The sequence below is a fragment of the Nocardioides sp. 31GB23 genome (assembly GCF_040012395.1).
Taxonomy (GTDB): domain Bacteria; phylum Actinomycetota; class Actinomycetes; order Propionibacteriales; family Nocardioidaceae; genus Nocardioides; species Nocardioides salarius.
In genome coordinates, this window is the sequence record NZ_JBDYKJ010000093.1 from 1 (window position 1) to 16,316 (window position 16,316).

Consider the following 16,316-nt stretch of genomic DNA (forward strand, 5'->3'; position numbering starts at 1 on the left):
AACTTGCCGGAGTAGGTGCCGTCGCCGTTGTCGTGCAGGGCGAGGTAGGTCTCGTGCTTGGCGCGGCGGGACTCGCGGCCGAGCATGATCGCTTCGTGCTTGTCGGCCAGGTCGCGGTCGACGATGTCGAGCATCCGTCGGGCGGCTTGCCGTAGTCGTTTGGCGTTCATGGCTCGACCTGACCTGGTGCCGATGCCGGTGGCCTTGTTGACCAGGACCTCCTCGGCGGCCGAGAGCTGCTCGGGGGTGGTTTCGAGGGGTGCTTGTTCGGCGGCGCGGACGATGACGCGGACCTGGTCGGCGCGCAGCTGCCCGGCGGCGTAGGCCTCACGTGTGTGGTGGTACTTGGTCTTGAGGAGCTGGGCGAGGTGGAGTCCGCCGGCGTTGATCTCGCGGGTAGTGCCGGTCAGTGCGGCGGCCCAGGCGTCGGTGCCGGTGGCGGCCTCGTCGGCGGCGACCTGGCGGCGTTCGGCCTCGGCGAGGACCTTGAGGCGCAGCGCCTCGGTCTGGGACTCCAGGGTCGCCAGTGTGGTGAGCAGCTGGCCGAGCTCGTCGCGGTGCACCCGGTCGAGCGCGACCTCGTGGGCCCGGGCCAGGTGGGCGCTCGCCTCGCTCACCGCGGGGGCCGCGGTGGGGGTGGGGAGCGCCTGGACCGTCATGGGTTCATTCTCTCAAGGCACAGAGAGGATGGGAACACCAGTTCGACAATCTGTGGAGAACTTCTCGCACCTGTCGCGACGCCGTGCATCGCGGCTGGAGATGCGCCAACGGCCGCCCCGAGCGGGGCGGCCGTTCGCGGTGTGCAGGGGTCGGGCTCAGCTCTCGATGGCGCTGGTCTCGCGCTCGGGAGAGGTGGATCCGATCTCGATCTTGCGCGGCTTCGCCTTCTCGGCGACCGGCACGACCAGGCGCAGCACGCCGGCGTCGTACGTCGCCTCGATGCGGTCGAGGTCGAGGTTGTCGCCGAGGACCAGCTGGCGGCTGAAGACGCCGGTGGGTCGCTCGGAGGCCAACCGCTCCCAGTCGCCGTTCCGGGCGACGCGCTCGGCGCGCACGGTCAGCACGTTGCGCTCGACGTCGAGGTCGATGCTCTCGCGGTTGACGCCCGGCACGTCGAGCTCGATGACGAACTGCTCGCCCTCGCGCCAGGCGTCCATCGGCATGACGGCCGGGCGGTTCGTCGTCCCCAGCAGCTGCTGGGTCAGGCGGTCGAAGTCGCGGAAGGGGTCGGTGGATCGCAGCAACATGGGGTGTCCTCCTTGAGTTCGGATGGTGGTCGGTCGGATGGTCCAGACGGTCTGCGTAAGCCCGCCGTACCTGTATTCGTGGTTACAGGTTTGTTGTAATCCATCCAGTAGGTCAGACTCAAGTGGCGGGGCTGAGAATTCTCTGAGATTCGGCCGAGACGGAGGTGGCGGCGATGGCGGTGCGAGCCCAGGGGGTGTTCGCGATCTCGGTGGCGGCGCAGATGGTGCGCATGGAGGTGCAGAACCTGCGCGTCTACGAGCGGCGCGGCCTGCTCAACCCCGACCGCACCGAGGGCGGCAACCGGCTCTACAGCGAGGCCGACATCGAGGTGCTGCACCGCATCCGCGAGCTGCTCGCCGACGGCCTCAACCTGGCGGGCGTGGCGCGGGTGCTGGAGCTCGAGGCGGAGGTGCGCCGACTGCGCTCACAGCTCGCCTCGAGGCGCCGAGACTGAGAAAAACCGGGAGAAAGGCCCGCCAGGTCGCGGTTTCGGGGGGTTTGCTGGTTAGGGTGCGGTGAACGACGGACCCCACGACGAGCAACATGATGAAGGAGAACTGCATGAACAAGGGAGAGCTTCGCGAGACCGTGGCCAAGGAGACCGGGCTGACCGGTGCCGACGCCGAGCGTGCCGTCGACGCCGCGCTGTCGGCGATCGTCTCGGCTGTGGCCAAGGGTGAGCGCGTGAGCATCGCCGGTTTCGGCACCTTCGAGCCCCGTGAGCGTTCGGCTCGCGAGGGTCGCAACCCGCAGACCGGCGAGACCATGCAGATCGCCGCGACGACCGTCCCCGGCTTCAAGGCCGCGGCCGCGTTCAAGAAGGCCGTCTCCGGCTGATCCAGCCACTGACGCCAACGAGGGCCGGGCTCCGCTTCACGCGGAGCCCGGCCCTCGGTCGTTGGTGGGTGTGTCTCGCTCAGGCGGCGGACTGCACCAGGCGCGGGGGCGCCGGGTGGCGGCGTACGTCGGCGGGCGGCTGGCCACGGCGCAGCAGCGAGCCGACGACGATGCCGGCGACGAGCGAGAGGGCCGCCCACGCGACGAGCGCGAGCGCGATGAGGGTGAGGGTGGTCAGCACGGGTCTCCCTGGGGGGTGGGGAACGGCCTGGTGATCCACTGTGCGGTTGCTGTGCCGGCGTGTCAGGGGGATGGCAGAGAATCCGCGGTGGACTAGACCATCATGCCTCAGCAGGAGTCGGACTGGAAGTGCGTCCTGTCACTCCCGGGTCGCCCGAGGGTGGCGACGGCCGCCTCGATCTGGTGGACGTCGAGCTTGTGGCCGTCGCGGAAGGCGCGTCCGATGGCGACGGCCAGCGGCAGGGGCGCCAGGCACCACAGGCAGACGACGAGCGTCGTCGCGATCAGCAGGTCCATGTTGCCCTCCAAGGTCTTCTTGCCCTGATGCCCGGTAGTTCGTCGCTTGAACCGTCGGCGGATGTAAAAATCCGGCGGTGGTCCAGACCTCGGTGGGCGTGGCCCTGGTCGGTGCGGGCGCGAGGTGGAATGTGCGGCCGTGACGCGCTGTTGACGCGGACGTGCCTACCGGACTGTGGATCGCCCTCGCGGCCGTCGTGATCGCTCTCGCCTTCGGTGCCTACCGCGCCCTGACGGACGGGCGGTTCCGCGGCACTCACGAGGTGCGTGGTGCTGCCGGTGGCGCCGATGCAGCGGCCGCGGAGCCGGCGGTGGCCGAGCGGACCGTCTGGGACGACGTCGTCGCGGCCGTGCCCGACGCGCAGCTGGGGGAGCGGGCGACCTTCGTGCAGTTCTCCTCGGCGTTCTGCGCGCCCTGCCGCGCGACGCGTCGCACGCTGAGCGAGGTGGTCGAGCTGGTGCCGGGCGTGGTGCACCTCGAGGTCGACGCCGAGCACCACCTCGACCTCGTACGCCGCCTCGACGTGCTGCGCACCCCCACCACCCTCGTCCTCGACGCGTCGGGCCGCGAGGCCACCCGCGCCGCGGGGGCGCCGCGCAAGGAGACCGTGCTGGCGACCCTCGGCTCGGTCGTGGGCGACGGCTCGGCACCTCCGGCCTGATCCCGGGGTTTGACCCCCTCGACGTCGGCTCATGATGGAGTTGTGAAGGCACCCGGCAGGCTCGCGTCCCTGGTCGCCACGACCGCCATCGTCCTCCTGGCTGCGGGGTGCTCGATCACGTCGTCGATCGAGCGCGACGAGCTCGAGCAGGAGATCTCCACCCAGCTGGAGAACGAGGTCGGGGTCGCCCCCGACGACGTCGAGTGCCCCGAGGACCTGGACAGTGAGGTCGGGGCGACGGTGGTCTGCGTGCTCACGGCCGGCGAGGACGAGCTCGACGTCACGGTGGAGGTCACCTCGGTCGAGGACGGTCGAGCACTCTTCGACATCGCGGTCGAGGACCCGGCGGACGGGCAGTCGTGACGGCCGTGGGTGCGCAGGCTTGAGGCGTCAGCGGCCACCGGGAGCTACTCGTAGGAGACCAGCTGCGGCTGGGCGGTGCGGACCTGGAGGTCCTGCGCGGGGCTGGTCATGGTGACCGTGCCGTCGACGTCGCGCCACGGCCCGTTGCCCAGCCGCCACCGTGCGCCCCACGTGGTGGTGAGGTCGAGCGTGACGGGGCCGGCCTCGGTGTAGCGGTGCGAGACGTATTGGTCCATCGGCACGCCGCGCGCCCAGGGCCGCCCGGGGTCGGTGGTGGTCATGGTCTCGCCGTTGCCGAGGCTCCAGGTGAAGCTGGCCGGGCTGATGTCGAAGGTGACCGGGCGCCCGAGCAGCTGGACGGTCTCGGTGAACGGCTCGGCCTGCGTGTGCAGGATCGTGTCGAAGTTGACCAGCGTCTCCCCGCCCGGCGGCTGCACCTCCAGGGGTGCCTCCGGCAGGGGGATGCGGCGGAAGGCCTCGAGGATGCGGCCCGGGGTCAGGACGGGTGCGGTTGCTGCGGCGACGGGGTCGCCGGGCTCGATGCACTGTTGGGGTTGCAGGCTGGTACTCCCGTCCGGGTACTGCGCCCAGACGTTGTAGAGCGTCCCGTCATTGCCGCAGGTCGCGGCACCTGCGCAGCCATAGAACGCATTGGGTCCTGCGATGCCATCCCCGCGGACGCACTGAGGGTCCAGAATGTATTCGACCTGACTGGTCGATCCGGACGCAGCCTCGGTGGCAGACGACGTCTGGCTCGCTTGGTGCTCCTCCAACCAAGCGTTGAAGTATGAGGCTCCCGCTGAACCGCCTGCGTTCGAGTCGCCGGGGTCTGCAGTGGCCGGTGGAGCCGCGCAGACCATCGCGAGGAACCCGACGATCGCGACCAACGCCCTCATGACGTCTCGCTGGTCGCGATGGTGAAGTTGGCGACCTGCCATTCTCCACCTGTCCAGTTCAGTTCGAAGAGATAGTCAGCGCTACCCGCTGGTGTCTGCTGCTTGGTGCCGTCGCTTTCGAGGATCACTTGCTTGGGTTGCTCAACGGTGACCGAGATTGCTGCCTTGCCGTCGGGAGGGTTCTGCGAGGGGGCCAGGCTGGACGCGGTCCACGCCGCGCCCTCAATGCTTCCTCCGCTGTCCCAGGCATCCGAAATCAGTTGCTCAAAACCAGCACAGGCGCTGCAAGAGTTCGCGTGGAGTGCCTGAAGTTCACGCACCTCTCCGGTCTGAAAGGCCGTGCTGAAGACCTCGAGCCAGTGCTCGACAAACGCAACCGCACCGTCATCAGTCTTCTTCTCCCACGCCTCTTTCTCCACCGCCGCACTCGCACTCGGCGAGGCCGAGACGCTCGCGGTGGGAGTCGGGTCGGCGACCTGGGGCGTGGGGTCGTCTCCACCGCAACCGGCCAGGGCGAGCGCGGCCGCGCCGGCGGCGTACGCGAGGTGTCGTCTCATCTGTTCTGCTTTCCCGAGAGGGCGCCCACGGGAGCGGGGTGGGCGCGATTCACGGTAGAGACCTACCCAGTTCGGCGCCAGGTCTCACCTGGCGCCTGTGGACAAGCCCCGCAGCGCCCGCAGGTCAGGCGGGCGAGAGGTAGTCGGCCGCGTCCTCGACACCCCGCTCGAGCCGGGACACGTCGACGCGCACCATGTGCTCGATGACCTGCTCGAACGAGACGCTGGGGGTCCAGCCGAGCTGCTCGCGCGCCTTGGTCGGGTCGCCCACGAGGTCGGCGACGTCGGCGGGGCGCATCAGCGCCGGGTCCTGGCGCAGGTAGCCCTCGGGCGAGCCGAGCCCCGCGGCGGCGAAGGCCACCTCCACCACCTCGGCCAGGGGCCGGGAGGCGCCGGTGGCGACGATGAAGTCCTGCGGGTCGTCGAGCTGCAGCATCCGCTGCATCGCGACCGCGTAGTCGCCGGCGAAACCCCAGTCGCGGCGTACGTCGAGGTTGCCCAGCACCACTTCGTCGCGCCGCCCGAGCGCGATCTCGGCGACCGAGCGGGTGATCTTGCGGGTCACGAACTGCTCGCCGCGCAGCGGGCTCTCGTGGTTGTAGAGGGTGCCGGTGGCGGTGAACAGCCCGTAGGACTCGCGGTAGTTGACGACCAGGTGGTGGGCGAACGACTTCGACGCGGCGTACGGCGAGCGCGGGTGGTGGGGGGTGCCCTCGGTCTGGGGCTGCTGGTCGGAGGTCCCGAACATCTCCGAGCTCGAGGGCTGGAAGAACCGCGGCGACCAGCCGTGCCGGTCGCGGAAGGCGACGAGCTCCTCGAGCATCCGCAGCACCGCGAGCCCGTTGGTCTCGGCGACCACCTCGGCGTGCCCCCACGACGCGCCCACCGACGAGAAGCCGGCGAGGTTGTAGATCTCGTCGGGCTGCAGCCCCTCGAGCACCGCCGCCCAGCCCTCGTGGTCGCGCTGGTCGAGGTCGACCAGCTGCACGCCGTCGAGGTAGGCGTAGGCCCGCCCCAGCGTCAGCGGCGCCCACCGGCTGCCTGGGCGCAGCGTGCCGACCACGTGGTAGCCCAGCGAGCGCAGGTGCCGGGCCAGGTAGACGCCGTCCTGGCCGGCCACGCCGGTCACGAGGGCGGTGCGCGTGCGGCCGGCGGGTCGGGTGCTCATGGTGCGACGACCCTAGCGTCGCGCCTTTCGCGCGTCCCCGATCTTGGTGACGTACGCCGGCGCCGCGCCCCACGCGACGCCCCGGGGTGTGTCCTGGGCAGATGAGTCTGCTGCACCGAGCGCCCACGACGACCTGTCCCCAGTGCGGTCACTCCTGCCTGGGGCCGGTGCAGCGGGCGCTGGAGCCGCTGGTGTGGTCGCAGCGCTGCTGCCACGTGCTGGTCGACGACCCGTGGTCCTACTACGGCGGCGACGAGTGCGGGTGCTCCGGCGAGCTGCACCAGCGCCGGCTACTCCACCGCCCCCGTGTCAGGGCGGCCGCCCGCGGGCGACTCGTCGGTCGCGCCCGGCTCCACTGAGACCGACGACCGGATCTGGATCGTGGCGGCCGACGGAGCGTTCCCGATCGGCACCACGGGCGCCGGCTGCGCGTCGACGGGCGGCAGGTGTGCGTGCACCCGTAGGTCATGGCTGGGGGACTCCTCGATCCAGATGCGTTCTGCCTCCGCCTCGATGAGCACGTTCTCGATGGCGGCGAGCAGGGCGTCCTGCAGGGTCTGGTCCAGGCCCGGGAACAGGCTGACGATGCGACGTCCGGTGTATCGGGTCATGTCAGGCCAACGACCTTTCGCTGGAGAAGTGACGCGCCGGTAACCTTTCTCATCATGCAAGACGCGTGTCCGATTGGTGAGACGTGATGCGGAATACCCGAGGTGCGGATCGTATTGTCACCCACATGATCACGACTTGGCTCACGAAGCGGCGCGCAGTCGACCACTGCCGCATGCGCTCGAGCCTGTGTCGGATGTCGTGACGGCGCTGCCTTTCCTCCTGCTCCTCGTCTGAGCACGCGCAGCGCCGTCGACCGCGACCCACAGGGCCGCGGTTCCAGCCGTTCCGGCGACGCCATCCTCAGGAGAGACATGTCGAGCACGACCACCGAGCGCACCTCCGCGCCCGCCCCGCAGGTCCAGACCACTGGTCGGACCACCAGCCAGGCCACCGGTCAGGACAACCAGCAGGTCCGGCCGCCCGCCGGCGGCATCGACCCCCGCGGCCCGCAGTTCGCCGCCGGCGTCACCGCCCTGGTGCTGATCGCGATCCTCGGCCTGCCGCCGCTCGCGGCGCTGGTGCTGACCATCGCCCAGGCCTCCCTCTTCGCGCTCGGCGCCGCCCGCGGCGTGCAGCACACCCCGCACGCGTGGGCCTTCAAGCGGTTCATCCGCCCCCGGCTCGCCGCCCCCGACGAGCTCGAGGACCCGGCCCCGCCGCGCTTCGCGCAGAGCGTCGGCCTGGTCTTCACCCTGGTCGCGATCGCCGGGTACGCCGCCGGCCTCACAGTCCTGGCCCAGGTCGCGATCGGCTTCGCGCTGGTCGCCGCCACCCTCAACGCCGTCTTCCGGTTCTGCCTCGGCTGCGAGATGTACCTGCTGATCAAGCGCGCCACCTCCTGAGACCTTCACACACTTCCCTGCACGTCAACGAAAGGCCTTTCTATGACCCGCGAGACCAGCCTCGTCACCACCCAGTGGGTGGAGGAGCACGCCCACGACGACAACGTCGTCCTCATCGAGGTCGACGAGGACACGACCGCCTACGACAAGGGCCACATCGCCGGCGCGATCAAGCTCGACTGGACCACCGACCTGCAGGACCAGGTGCGCCGCGACTTCGTCAACAAGCGCCAGTTCGAGGAGCTGCTCAGCGAGCGCGGTGTCGCCAACGACGACACCGTGGTGCTCTACGGCGGCAACAACAACTGGTTCGCCGCCTACGCCTACTGGTACTTCACGCTCTACGGCCACGCCGACGTCAAGCTGATGGACGGCGGCCGCAAGAAGTGGGAGCTCGACTCGCGCCCGCTCACCGACGAGGTGCCCAGCCGCGAGAAGACGTCGTACACCGCGACCGAGCAGGACCGCTCGATCCGCGCCTTCCGCGACGACACCGTCGCCGCGATCGGCACCCAGAACCTGATCGACGTGCGCAGCCCCGACGAGTACGCCGGCCGCCTGCTCGCCCCGGCCCACCTGCCGCAGGAGCAGGCCCAGCGCGCCGGCCACGTGCCGACCAGCCTCAACGTGCCGTGGAGCAAGAACTGCAACGACGACGGCACCTTCAAGTCCGACGAGGACCTCAAGGCGCTCTACGCCGAGGTCGGCATCGACGACTCCAAGGACACCATCGCGCTGTGCCGCATCGGTGAGCGCTCGTCGCTGACCTGGTTCGTGCTCAAGGAGCTCCTCGGCCACCAGAACGTGAAGAACTACGACGGCTCCTGGACCGAGTACGGCTCGCTCGTGGGTGTCCCGATCGCGCTCGGCGACGAGCCCGGCACCGCCGAGGACGCCTGATGTGCGGCGCGACGCAGGGCGGTCTCTCGCTCGACGGCATCGACGTGGCCAAGGAGGCCGTGGTGCAGGGGCAGGTGCTGCGCGACGGTGAGCCGGTGGCCAGCGCCTACGTGCGCCTGCTCGACCGCACCGGCGAGTTCACCGCCGAGGTCCCCACCTCCGCGACCGGGCACTTCCGGTTCTTCGCCGGCAACGGCGAGTGGACCCTGCGCACCCTGGCCCCCAAGGCCGACCCCGTGGACCGCCAGGTCCACGCCCAGGTGGGCGAGGTCGCCGAGGTCTCCATCAGCGTCTGAGCCATCTCTGGCACCATGGATCCCAGCGAGCCCCCGTGCAGCGGCACGGGGGTTCGTTGCGTCTCCGCCCAGAGAGGACACGTGCATGAGGTCATGTCGGGACGGCTCAGTGTGGGGTGCTTGAATTCAGCATGTTCACGGTTCTTCGCACTGCCTGCCTGCTCGGCGTCATGGTGATGGGCTTCGGGGCATGTGGTGGGGACGGTCCCGAGGCCACCGTGCCGAGCCCTGAGGCGGTGCTCTCAACCACCCCCGAGCCGCGGCTGCCGGAGGCCTTCGCTGCTTGCGACGCGGACGACGTCACGGAGGTCATCTCCATGGCCGATGCAGGACGCACCGTCCTGGTGGAGACGCGGACGGAGTACGGGGCCACCCAACCGGTCAACTGCCTGTTCTCGCTGCTGGGGACGTCAGCGGCAGTCACGGCCCAGGTCGATGCGACCACCTCACTCATGGGGCTGCAGGAGGTGACCGAGGCGACGCTGACCTACAAGTGGTCCTACCACCCGGACAGCGGTCTCAACATGATCATCACCGAGGAGTGATTCTCCGGCCGCGCCTCGTCAGCCGCCGTAGCGGGCTGCGATGTCGTCGAAGGCTTTGGGGCAGAACGCGGTCGCTGCGCGCATCATCACCGGGTACTCGGCCTTCTTGACGCCGGCCGAGTCGAGGCCAACCTCCGCGAGCTCGATGCCAAAGTCATCGACGTTCTTGCCGTCCGTGCTCAGCAAGCCGAAGCACGTGAGCTCGAGCAGGTCTTTCACCAGGGAGTCGGACGCACCGGCGAAGCTCTGGGTCTCGGTCTGCACCGTGTAGATCGCGACGGCCCGGAAGTCCGAGTCCTGAGGTTCGGGCACCTCGGGTGAGGTGGGTGCGGGTGTGGGCGACACCGCGGACTCCGAGGCCGCATCGTCGAGCGGTGTCTCGGAGGATGTTGCGGGTCTCGCCTGCGAACCGGAGGGGTCGTCGCTTCCAGCGACGACCGCGGTCGCGGTCGCTGCCAGGCCCACGAGGACAACTGCCCCGACGGACAGCAGGACCACTCGCTTCCGCGTCAAGCGCGAGGTTGATGCTGCCGGCGTCCCGTGAGGGACACGGTCCGCGTGGTGAGCGTCCGTCGCGCCGGTCGCCGAAGCGTCGTCTTCACCCAGCAGCTGCGACTTGGCCCGGGCGAACTCGTCATCGGTGAGACTTCCGTCTGCGTGCAGCTCTGCGAGCTTGCGCAGCTGGTCAGGGACCGACATTCAGATTCGTTCTTCCTGCTCGTGGAGCTGGACCTCGTGGCCCGAGCCCCCTCTGGGGGACAACAGGGTTCACCCTGCGCCGTTGTTCTCGAACTGCTCGTCGAGCCACTCGCCGCAGCCCATGCCCCTCAGCGTGGGGTAGAGCTCGGCCATGGGCCGGCCTTCCGCTGCGAGGTCGTCGGCGATCTGCTGGCAGTTCGCGTCCTCACGCTGCTGGCCGTCACCGCCCGATAGGGCAATGCCGATGCCGGAGGCCAAGACGGCCAGCGCCACGACTGCCGCGCCGCCCACCACCCATGCTCGGCGCGTCAGTCCGGGCGAGGATCGGCCCCGGCCAGGGCTGTCGTGCTGGGACCGGGGATCGGCACCTTCCGCGCTCCTGGCGCCGTCGAGCAGGCGGCGCTTGGCGCGTGCGAACTCCTCATCGGTGAGCGCCCCGTCGCGGTGCAGCGCCGAGAGACCGTCGATGTCGTCGGCCAGACCCACGTCGTCCCCTTGCGTCGATCTTGCTTCGGCCGCCCCGGCCGAGGCACATCCTAGGTCGAGATCCCAGCAGGTCAGGTCAGCAGGAGGCGGTGTTCGTTCGGTGACGGCAGCGGTCGCGGTGCATTAGTGACCGGTCGATGGTGCACAACTGACTGCTCGGCGTTGTGTACGCACGTGGGGGGGTGGGTAGGTGGGGGCCGTGCCCGACGAGAGCAAGGCGGACCCGGCCGCCACCGACCCGTTCTGGGCGCCGGTACGCCGGCGGCACCCCGACGTCGATATCGTCCTGCTCCCGCCCGAGCGGGCTGCTGGCGAGCCGACCGAGCAGCCATCCGACCAGGCACCTGACCAGCCACCTGCCGACCCCGAGCTCCTGAGCCGGCTGTGGGCGATCGCAGTCGGTGGTGACGAGCCCACCGAGACCGCGGAGCGCCGGACCCAGGGCCGCCTGGAGACCACCTGGACCCGCGAGGGCGGCGAGTCGGTCGCGCCGGACACCGCCCAGGCCGTCGTACGCCGCGCGGCCGAGGCGCTGCGCGAGGCCGGGTGGCACGTGCTCGCCCCCGCCGAGGGGCTGCCCCGCGTGCAGGCGGGTCGTCCCGACGGCAGCGACCGCGCCGAGCTGCTGCTGCTCGTGGTGCCCGAGACCGGGCGGGTCGTGCTGCGCCACCGCAGCGGGTCGGAGGCGGCGGAGCGATGAGCCACATGGGGCTGGAGTACAACGCGCTGCGCGCCGGCAGCGAGCGCTGGGCGAGCCTGGGCGAGCTGCTCGAGGAGACCGCCCGCGACCTCGGCGCCGCCCCTACGGGCGGGCTGGCGCCGGAGTGCCAGGGCGCGGCGCGGGCGTTCCTGAGCGCCTGGGAGGGCTACGCGGGCGAGAGCGCCGCCATCGTCGACGGCTTCTCCACCGCGCTGGAGGAGGTCGCGGCCCGCACCGCCGCCGCAGACAGCAGCACCCGCGGCGACATGGAGGACCTCGACAGCCGCCTGGGGCCCGCCCGATGACCACCATCACCATCCCGGCCTCCGAGCCGGAGGTCCGCGAGCCCGAGGGCTCCCCGGCGGGCGCCGACCAGCTCGCGGAGCGGCTCTTCACCGCGGTCGGGCGCTACGACGAGGTCGCCACCGAGGCCGGCCACCTCCAGGCGCTGCAGGGCTGGTGGGGCGAGGCCTACGACGCCTACCGCGAGGCCGCCGGCCGCGCCGGCGACGAGCACGACGCGATGGCCACCACCCTGCGCCGGGTCGCGCGCGCGGTGGCGGCGTACGCCGACGACCTGCGCGCCCACCAGGCCACCGCCGACGACCTGATGGCCCGCAAGCGCGACCTCGACGCCGACCGCAGCGGTCTGGTCGCCGACATCAACGCCATCACCGACGCCACCCCGCAGGACATCGAGGTCATGCGGGGTCGAGCAGCCGACCTGCGCCTGGCCTACCGCCGCCTCGTCGAGGACCACGCCGACCTGCAGCGCGCGGTGCGGGAGAACGAGCAGCGGCTGCGCCAGGCGTTCGAGGCCGGCACCAGCCTGCGCGACGCCCTCTCGGCCACCGGCGGCGCGAGCGACACCGCCGTCGAGGCGATGGGCCGCGCCGGCGCGCCCGGGAGCGGCGCGAGCCCGAGCGAGGTGCAGCGCTGGTGGGCCGGGTTGACCGAAGCGCAGCAGCAGGCCGCGCTGGCGTCGTACCCCAGCCTGCTCGGCCAGGCCGACGGCCTGCCCGCCGGCGTGCGCGACGAGGCCAACCGGCTGCTGCTCGACGACGACCTGGCCACCCTGGCCAGCCAGCGCGACGACGGCACCCTCAGCGCCGAGGAGGAGCGGCGCCTCGAGAACGCCGAGCAGACCCGCGACGCGCTGGCCGACGCCGACGGGTTCACCGACCCGATCACCGGTGAGCAGCCGGGCGGGCGGCTGTGGCTCTACGACCCGGGCGCCTTCGACGGCGACGGCCGGGTCGCGGTGGCGATCGGCGACCCCGACACCGCCGCCGACGTGGCGGTGAGCGTGCCGGGCATCACCACCGAGACGGTCGACGTGGTCGGCGGGGTCAGCGACGCGACGAACCTCTACGAGGCGACCCGCTTCAACGGCGACGGCTCGAGCGTGGCGACCATGTTCTGGCTGGGCTACGACACCCCCGAGGGCGCGATCGACCTCGACACCATCACCCGCGGGCGCGCCGAGGACGGCGGCGAGCGCCTCGCCGACGCCATCGACGGCCTGCGCGCCTCCCGCCCGGGCGACGACGCCCACCTGACCGTGATCGGCCACAGCTACGGCTCCACCACGACGTCGTACGCCGCCACCGACCACGACCTCGGCGCCGACGACGTCGCCCTGATCGGCAGCCCGGGCGCGGGCCCCGCCGACACCGCCGACGACTTCAGCGTCGGCGAGGGCAACGTGTGGGTGGGGCGCAACAGCCGCGACGCGGTGACGTTCTTCGGCGACGAGGGTTGGCTGCACACCCCCGGCGGGCTGGGCATTGATCCGTCGTCGGAGGACTTCGACGCGCGCCGCTTCGAGGCCGAGTCGACCGAGCGGGGCGGCGTCCGCAGCTTCGAGGACCACAGCCGCTACTACGACCACGACTCCGAGTCGCTCTACAACCTCGGGCGCATCGTCGACGGCCAGCACGACGCGGTCAACGGCGCCGACCAGTCCTACGACCCGTGGTGGCGCTGGGCCGACGACCCCGAGGGCGAGCGCGAGCCCAGCGGCGACGTGCCCGGCCGCTCCGACACCACCCAGGACCAGCCATGAGAGCCGTCCAGGCGGCCCTCGCCGCGCTCGCGCTGCTCGCCCTGCCCGGCTGCGGCGTCGACGACGAGGAGGCGATGAGCGACCTCGACCAGCTCTCCGAGCAGCTGCTGGCCACCGGCGGCGAGGTCGTCGAGGCCCTCGAGGGCGCCGGGCTCGAGGTCGAGAGCGCCGCGGGTCAGGGGGACTACTGCCAGAGCGAGCCCGCGCCCGGCCTCACCTTCGTCGTCGGCGGCCGGGTCGCCGAGACGGCGCCGTACGCCGACCAGCTCGCTGTCGCGCTCAAGGCCGTGCAGGAGGAGGGCTGGGAGGTCGTCGACGAGGGCGAGCACGCCCGGGGCGACGAGCCGCCCATGCCGTACGCCCGCCTGGCCCGCGACGACTTCCAGCTCTCCCTCGACGACACGGTGCGCGAGGGATCTGACGCCCTGGTCTTCTCCCTCGACCGAGACGACGACTGCATCCGGGTCTCCGACGGCAGCGTGCAGCTCCCCGAGGACCTCGAGGAGATCCCGTTGGTCGAGTAACCCACCGTTGGTTGAGGAGGGACGAAGTCCCGTCTCGAAACCACCGTCGAGCACCACGCCGGGCCTTCGTTGGTCGAGCAGTGAGGAGCACCAGCGACGATCGTCGCCGAGACCCAGTGAGAATCACGCCTGCCGTACGCCGCACGGTCACCGGGTCTCGACACGCTCGAGCCATCAGCCCTCGCTGCTCAACAACGGTTGCGGTGGTTGAGGAGGGACGAAGTCCCGTCTCGAAACCACCAGCGAGCACCACGCCTGACGCCCGCCAGACGCGCATGTGATCCACTTCGGTGCGAGTTCGACCGCGACACCGCCGCATGCTGCAGAGAAGAGTTCACGATGAAGAAGCTCATCCCTTTGCTCGTCGGCGCCGCGCTGCTCATCCCCGGAGGTGCGTCTGGGCTCTCCGCCGCCGACTACTCGACCGACGTCGCGATGCGTGCGCCGAGCAAGGCCACGGTCGGCGAGAAGATCCGCGTCGTGGTCAGGCCGCGTACCGCCGGTGACTCCGAGGTGATCTGCACCGGGGAGCTGGTGCTGGTCGTCAAGGACGAGGCCAAGAACGTGGTCAAGACCGCTGGCAAGCCGGTCAGGGACCGCGTGAGCTTCGCCTTCAAGCTGCGAGACCCGGGAACCCACCGTCTGGCCGCCAAGTACCAGCGCGGCGATGAGGACCCGTGCAGCGAGTCGCGCGAGAGACGCGCTCTGCGCGTCGTCAAGCGCAAGGCCTGAGCCCCTCGCTGCTCGACCAACGGCGTCCTCGTTGGGCGAGCAGCGACGAACGCCAGCGAGGAGCGTCGTCGAGACCCGGTGACGTGCCCACTTGCCGCACTCCGGTCGGTCACTGGGTTTCGGCGACGCTCGAGCCTTCGGCGCTCCCTGCTCAACCAACGGCGGCGCCTCCGCTGCGCAACCCCCCGCCCACCACGCGGACACACCCACCCAGCCACGAGCCCCCTCCCTAGTCTCGAGAGGTCGCAGCAGCCGCTGAGCCGACACCAGCCACCCGAGCAGGAGCACCGATGACGCACCGCCCCGAGACCCTGGCCGTCCACGCCGGCCAGGAGGAGGCCGACCCGACGACCAACAGCCGGGCCGTGCCGATCTACCAGACGACGTCCTACGTCTTCAACGACACCGACCACGCCGCGAACCTCTTCGCGCTGGCCGAGCCGGGCAACATCTACACCCGCATCATGAACCCGACCCAGGACGTCTTCGAGCAGCGGATGACCCAGCTCGAGGGCGGCGTCGGCTCGCTGGCGACGGCGAGCGGCTCGGCGGCCACGACCTACGCCGTGCTCAACCTCTGCTACGCCGGCGACAACATCGTGGCGCTCTCCACGCTCTACGGCGGCACCTACGCGCTGTTCGCCCACACGCTGCCGCAGTTCGGGATCGAGGTGCGCTTCGTCGACCCGGAGAAGCCCGAGGACCTGGCGAAGCACGTCGACGGGAAGACGAAGATGGTCTTCGGCGAGACCGTCGGCAACCCGCGCATCAACGTGATCGACCTGCCGGCCTGGGCCGACGCGGCGCACGCGCAGGGCTTGCCGTTCGTGGTCGACAACACCGCCCCGACGCCCTACCTGGTGCGTCCCTTCGAGCACGGCGTCGACGTCGTCGTGCACGCGGCGACCAAGTTCATCGGCGGCCACGGCACCTCGATCGGTGGCGTGATCGTCGACTCGGGCAACTTCGACTGGGCGGCGCACTCCGACCGGTTCCCGGGCCTGACCAAGCCCGACCCGGCCTACCACGGCGCGGTGTGGACCGACGCCGCCGGCCCGGCGGCGTACATCATCCGCGCCCGTACGGTGCTGCTGCGCAACACCGGCGCGGCGATCACCCCGATGAACTCGTGGATGTTCCTGCAGGGCCTCGAGACGCTGCACCTGCGCATGGAACGCCACAGCTCCAACGCGCTCACGGTCGCGGAGTACCTCCAGGGCCACGACGAGGTGTCGTGGGTCAGCTACCCCGGTCTGCCCGACAGCCCCTACAAGGAGGTGGCCGACAAGATCCACACCGGCCACGGGTACGGCGGCCTGCTGAGCTTCGGCGTGAAGTCGGGGCGCGAGGGCGGCAAGACCTTCATCGAGGCGCTCGAGCTCTTCAGCCACCTGGCCAACATCGGTGACGCGAAGTCGCTGGCGATCCACAACGCCACCACCACCCACAGCCAGCTCACGCCCGAGGAGCTCGTGGGCGCGGGCGTGCCGGAGGACATGGTGCGCCTCTCGATCGGCATCGAGAACGTCGAGGACCTCATCGCCGACCTCGAGCAGGCCCTCGCCGCGACCAAGTAGTCGCTAGCCAGTGAGTGGTCCCCTTCTCGACGCCGTGCCCCAGCGGGTCGTCCTCGCCACCGAGGACGAC

At 70.7% G+C, this 16,316-nt stretch carries 23 protein-coding genes and 1 pseudogene; 14 read left to right on the forward strand and 10 right to left on the reverse strand.

Annotation, left to right across the window (positions count from 1 at the left end; all coding sequences use genetic code 11):
* Both ABKW28_RS20885 and ABKW28_RS20890 read right to left on the reverse strand, forming a co-directional pair.
* A pseudogene (locus ABKW28_RS20885) lies at nucleotides 1–659 on the reverse strand (hypothetical protein); the annotation flags it as partial.
* Between the two features lie 156 nt (nucleotides 660–815).
* Nucleotides 816–1,247: an Hsp20/alpha crystallin family protein gene (locus tag ABKW28_RS20890; protein ID WP_302709062.1), complete on the reverse strand. Its 432-nt coding sequence runs from the start codon at nucleotides 1,245–1,247 to the stop codon at nucleotides 816–818.
* Between the two features lie 173 nt (nucleotides 1,248–1,420).
* On the opposite strand from ABKW28_RS20890, the gene ABKW28_RS20895 reads away from it, so the two are divergent.
* Complete coding sequence (locus ABKW28_RS20895) at nucleotides 1,421–1,702, forward strand: MerR family transcriptional regulator (RefSeq protein WP_302709061.1); 282 nt, start codon at nucleotides 1,421–1,423, stop codon at nucleotides 1,700–1,702.
* A gap of 92 nt (nucleotides 1,703–1,794) precedes the next feature.
* Nucleotides 1,795–2,085: an HU family DNA-binding protein gene (locus ABKW28_RS20900; RefSeq protein ID WP_227492015.1), complete on the forward strand. Its 291-nt coding sequence runs from the start codon at nucleotides 1,795–1,797 to the stop codon at nucleotides 2,083–2,085.
* A gap of 79 nt (nucleotides 2,086–2,164) precedes the next feature.
* On the opposite strand, the gene ABKW28_RS20905 is transcribed toward ABKW28_RS20900, so the two are convergent.
* Entirely contained in the window at nucleotides 2,165–2,326 is a 162-nt protein-coding gene (locus ABKW28_RS20905) for a hypothetical protein (RefSeq protein ID WP_302709060.1), read from the reverse strand.
* 107 nt (nucleotides 2,327–2,433) lie between these two features.
* Nucleotides 2,434–2,622, reverse strand: coding sequence for a hypothetical protein (locus ABKW28_RS20910; RefSeq protein ID WP_302709059.1), 189 nt, complete (start codon nucleotides 2,620–2,622; stop codon nucleotides 2,434–2,436).
* Nucleotides 2,623–2,783: 161 nt separating this feature from the next.
* Here ABKW28_RS20910 and ABKW28_RS20915 point away from each other — a divergent pair, with 161 nt between their 5' ends.
* Both ABKW28_RS20915 and ABKW28_RS20920 read left to right on the forward strand, forming a co-directional pair.
* A complete protein-coding gene (locus ABKW28_RS20915) occupies nucleotides 2,784–3,284 on the forward strand; it encodes a thioredoxin family protein (RefSeq protein WP_348612943.1) in 501 nt (166 codons plus the stop codon).
* A gap of 42 nt (nucleotides 3,285–3,326) precedes the next feature.
* Nucleotides 3,327–3,647 (forward strand): DUF4333 domain-containing protein, encoded by a 321-nt coding sequence (locus ABKW28_RS20920; protein ID WP_348612945.1) that lies wholly within the window; start codon nucleotides 3,327–3,329, stop codon nucleotides 3,645–3,647.
* A 44-nt stretch (nucleotides 3,648–3,691) separates the two neighbouring features.
* Here the strand turns inward: ABKW28_RS20920 and ABKW28_RS20925 are convergent, their stop codons facing one another.
* From ABKW28_RS20925 to ABKW28_RS20940, 4 genes are all read right to left on the reverse strand, one after another.
* Complete coding sequence (locus ABKW28_RS20925; RefSeq protein WP_348612947.1) at nucleotides 3,692–4,084, reverse strand: hypothetical protein; 393 nt, start codon at nucleotides 4,082–4,084, stop codon at nucleotides 3,692–3,694.
* A 455-nt stretch (nucleotides 4,085–4,539) separates the two neighbouring features.
* Nucleotides 4,540–5,100 (reverse strand): DUF6318 family protein, encoded by a 561-nt coding sequence (locus ABKW28_RS20930; RefSeq protein ID WP_348612951.1) that lies wholly within the window; start codon nucleotides 5,098–5,100, stop codon nucleotides 4,540–4,542.
* Between the two features lie 124 nt (nucleotides 5,101–5,224).
* The gene (locus ABKW28_RS20935; protein ID WP_348612953.1) at nucleotides 5,225–6,268 is read right to left on the reverse strand and encodes a GDP-mannose 4,6-dehydratase; all 1,044 of its coding nucleotides are present in this window, start codon (nucleotides 6,266–6,268) and stop codon (nucleotides 5,225–5,227) included.
* 290 nt (nucleotides 6,269–6,558) lie between these two features.
* Nucleotides 6,559–6,879: a hypothetical protein gene (locus tag ABKW28_RS20940; RefSeq protein WP_348612955.1), complete on the reverse strand. Its 321-nt coding sequence runs from the start codon at nucleotides 6,877–6,879 to the stop codon at nucleotides 6,559–6,561.
* 312 nt (nucleotides 6,880–7,191) lie between these two features.
* Here ABKW28_RS20940 and ABKW28_RS20945 point away from each other — a divergent pair, with 312 nt between their 5' ends.
* The 4 genes from ABKW28_RS20945 to ABKW28_RS20960 all read left to right on the forward strand — a co-directional run bounded on the left by ABKW28_RS20945 (nucleotide 7,192) and on the right by ABKW28_RS20960 (nucleotide 9,463).
* On the forward strand, nucleotides 7,192–7,722 hold the full coding sequence (locus ABKW28_RS20945) for a DUF4395 domain-containing protein (protein WP_348612957.1): 531 nt from the start codon (nucleotides 7,192–7,194) through the stop codon (nucleotides 7,720–7,722).
* A gap of 42 nt (nucleotides 7,723–7,764) precedes the next feature.
* Nucleotides 7,765–8,622 (forward strand): sulfurtransferase, encoded by an 858-nt coding sequence (locus tag ABKW28_RS20950; protein WP_302709050.1) that lies wholly within the window; start codon nucleotides 7,765–7,767, stop codon nucleotides 8,620–8,622.
* Nucleotides 8,622–8,918, forward strand: a complete 297-nt coding sequence (locus ABKW28_RS20955) for a DUF1416 domain-containing protein (RefSeq protein ID WP_348612959.1) — start codon at nucleotides 8,622–8,624, stop codon at nucleotides 8,916–8,918. Before ABKW28_RS20950 ends, ABKW28_RS20955 begins: the two co-directional genes overlap by 1 nt.
* 131 nt (nucleotides 8,919–9,049) lie before the next feature.
* Nucleotides 9,050–9,463, forward strand: coding sequence for a hypothetical protein (locus ABKW28_RS20960; RefSeq protein ID WP_348612961.1), 414 nt, complete (start codon nucleotides 9,050–9,052; stop codon nucleotides 9,461–9,463).
* A gap of 18 nt (nucleotides 9,464–9,481) precedes the next feature.
* Here the strand turns inward: ABKW28_RS20960 and ABKW28_RS20965 are convergent, their stop codons facing one another.
* Nucleotides 9,482–10,162, reverse strand: coding sequence for an SHOCT domain-containing protein (locus tag ABKW28_RS20965; protein WP_348612963.1), 681 nt, complete (start codon nucleotides 10,160–10,162; stop codon nucleotides 9,482–9,484).
* Nucleotides 10,163–10,231: 69 nt separating this feature from the next.
* On the reverse strand, nucleotides 10,232–10,648 hold the full coding sequence (locus tag ABKW28_RS20970) for an SHOCT domain-containing protein (RefSeq protein WP_348612965.1): 417 nt from the start codon (nucleotides 10,646–10,648) through the stop codon (nucleotides 10,232–10,234).
* Nucleotides 10,649–10,847: 199 nt separating this feature from the next.
* Here ABKW28_RS20970 and ABKW28_RS20975 point away from each other — a divergent pair, with 199 nt between their 5' ends.
* From ABKW28_RS20975 to ABKW28_RS21000, 6 genes are all read left to right on the forward strand, one after another.
* Nucleotides 10,848–11,348, forward strand: a complete 501-nt coding sequence (locus ABKW28_RS20975; RefSeq protein ID WP_348612969.1) for a hypothetical protein — start codon at nucleotides 10,848–10,850, stop codon at nucleotides 11,346–11,348.
* On the forward strand, nucleotides 11,345–11,653 hold the full coding sequence (locus ABKW28_RS20980; protein ID WP_348612971.1) for a hypothetical protein: 309 nt from the start codon (nucleotides 11,345–11,347) through the stop codon (nucleotides 11,651–11,653). Before ABKW28_RS20975 ends, ABKW28_RS20980 begins: the two co-directional genes overlap by 4 nt.
* Nucleotides 11,650–13,413, forward strand: coding sequence for an alpha/beta hydrolase (locus tag ABKW28_RS20985; RefSeq protein ID WP_348612973.1), 1,764 nt, complete (start codon nucleotides 11,650–11,652; stop codon nucleotides 13,411–13,413). Before ABKW28_RS20980 ends, ABKW28_RS20985 begins: the two co-directional genes overlap by 4 nt.
* Nucleotides 13,410–13,937 carry a hypothetical protein gene (locus ABKW28_RS20990; RefSeq protein WP_348612975.1) on the forward strand — a complete coding sequence of 176 codons (528 nt, stop codon included), beginning with the start codon at nucleotides 13,410–13,412 and terminating at the stop codon, nucleotides 13,935–13,937. Before ABKW28_RS20985 ends, ABKW28_RS20990 begins: the two co-directional genes overlap by 4 nt.
* A 339-nt stretch (nucleotides 13,938–14,276) precedes the next feature.
* Nucleotides 14,277–14,669 (forward strand): hypothetical protein, encoded by a 393-nt coding sequence (locus tag ABKW28_RS20995; protein WP_348612977.1) that lies wholly within the window; start codon nucleotides 14,277–14,279, stop codon nucleotides 14,667–14,669.
* 290 nt (nucleotides 14,670–14,959) lie between these two features.
* On the forward strand, nucleotides 14,960–16,246 hold the full coding sequence (locus ABKW28_RS21000; RefSeq protein ID WP_348612979.1) for an O-acetylhomoserine aminocarboxypropyltransferase/cysteine synthase family protein: 1,287 nt from the start codon (nucleotides 14,960–14,962) through the stop codon (nucleotides 16,244–16,246).
* Nucleotides 16,247–16,316 lie beyond the last annotated feature (70 nt).

Excerpts from the sequence above, each read along its gene's own strand:
- ABKW28_RS20890 (WP_302709062.1), bottom strand. The coding sequence starts at position 1,247 with ATGTTGCTGCGATCCACCGACCCCTTCCGCGACTTCGACCGCCTGACC.
- ABKW28_RS20895 (WP_302709061.1), top strand. The coding sequence starts at position 1,421 with ATGGCGGTGCGAGCCCAGGGGGTGTTCGCGATCTCGGTGGCGGCGCAG.
- ABKW28_RS20900 (WP_227492015.1), top strand. The coding sequence starts at position 1,795 with ATGAAGGAGAACTGCATGAACAAGGGAGAGCTTCGCGAGACCGTGGCC.
- ABKW28_RS20910 (WP_302709059.1), bottom strand. The coding sequence starts at position 2,622 with ATGGACCTGCTGATCGCGACGACGCTCGTCGTCTGCCTGTGGTGCCTG.
- ABKW28_RS20930 (WP_348612951.1), bottom strand. The coding sequence starts at position 5,100 with ATGAGACGACACCTCGCGTACGCCGCCGGCGCGGCCGCGCTCGCCCTG.
- ABKW28_RS20935 (WP_348612953.1), bottom strand. The coding sequence starts at position 6,268 with ATGAGCACCCGACCCGCCGGCCGCACGCGCACCGCCCTCGTGACCGGC.
- ABKW28_RS20940 (WP_348612955.1), bottom strand. The coding sequence starts at position 6,879 with ATGACCCGATACACCGGACGTCGCATCGTCAGCCTGTTCCCGGGCCTG.
- ABKW28_RS20945 (WP_348612957.1), top strand. The coding sequence starts at position 7,192 with ATGTCGAGCACGACCACCGAGCGCACCTCCGCGCCCGCCCCGCAGGTC.
- ABKW28_RS20950 (WP_302709050.1), top strand. The coding sequence starts at position 7,765 with ATGACCCGCGAGACCAGCCTCGTCACCACCCAGTGGGTGGAGGAGCAC.
- ABKW28_RS20955 (WP_348612959.1), top strand. The coding sequence starts at position 8,622 with ATGTGCGGCGCGACGCAGGGCGGTCTCTCGCTCGACGGCATCGACGTG.
- ABKW28_RS20960 (WP_348612961.1), top strand. The coding sequence starts at position 9,050 with ATGTTCACGGTTCTTCGCACTGCCTGCCTGCTCGGCGTCATGGTGATG.
- ABKW28_RS20965 (WP_348612963.1), bottom strand. The coding sequence starts at position 10,162 with ATGTCGGTCCCTGACCAGCTGCGCAAGCTCGCAGAGCTGCACGCAGAC.
- ABKW28_RS20980 (WP_348612971.1), top strand. The coding sequence starts at position 11,345 with ATGAGCCACATGGGGCTGGAGTACAACGCGCTGCGCGCCGGCAGCGAG.
- ABKW28_RS20985 (WP_348612973.1), top strand. The coding sequence starts at position 11,650 with ATGACCACCATCACCATCCCGGCCTCCGAGCCGGAGGTCCGCGAGCCC.
- ABKW28_RS20990 (WP_348612975.1), top strand. The coding sequence starts at position 13,410 with ATGAGAGCCGTCCAGGCGGCCCTCGCCGCGCTCGCGCTGCTCGCCCTG.
- ABKW28_RS20995 (WP_348612977.1), top strand. The coding sequence starts at position 14,277 with ATGAAGAAGCTCATCCCTTTGCTCGTCGGCGCCGCGCTGCTCATCCCC.
- ABKW28_RS21000 (WP_348612979.1), top strand. The coding sequence starts at position 14,960 with ATGACGCACCGCCCCGAGACCCTGGCCGTCCACGCCGGCCAGGAGGAG.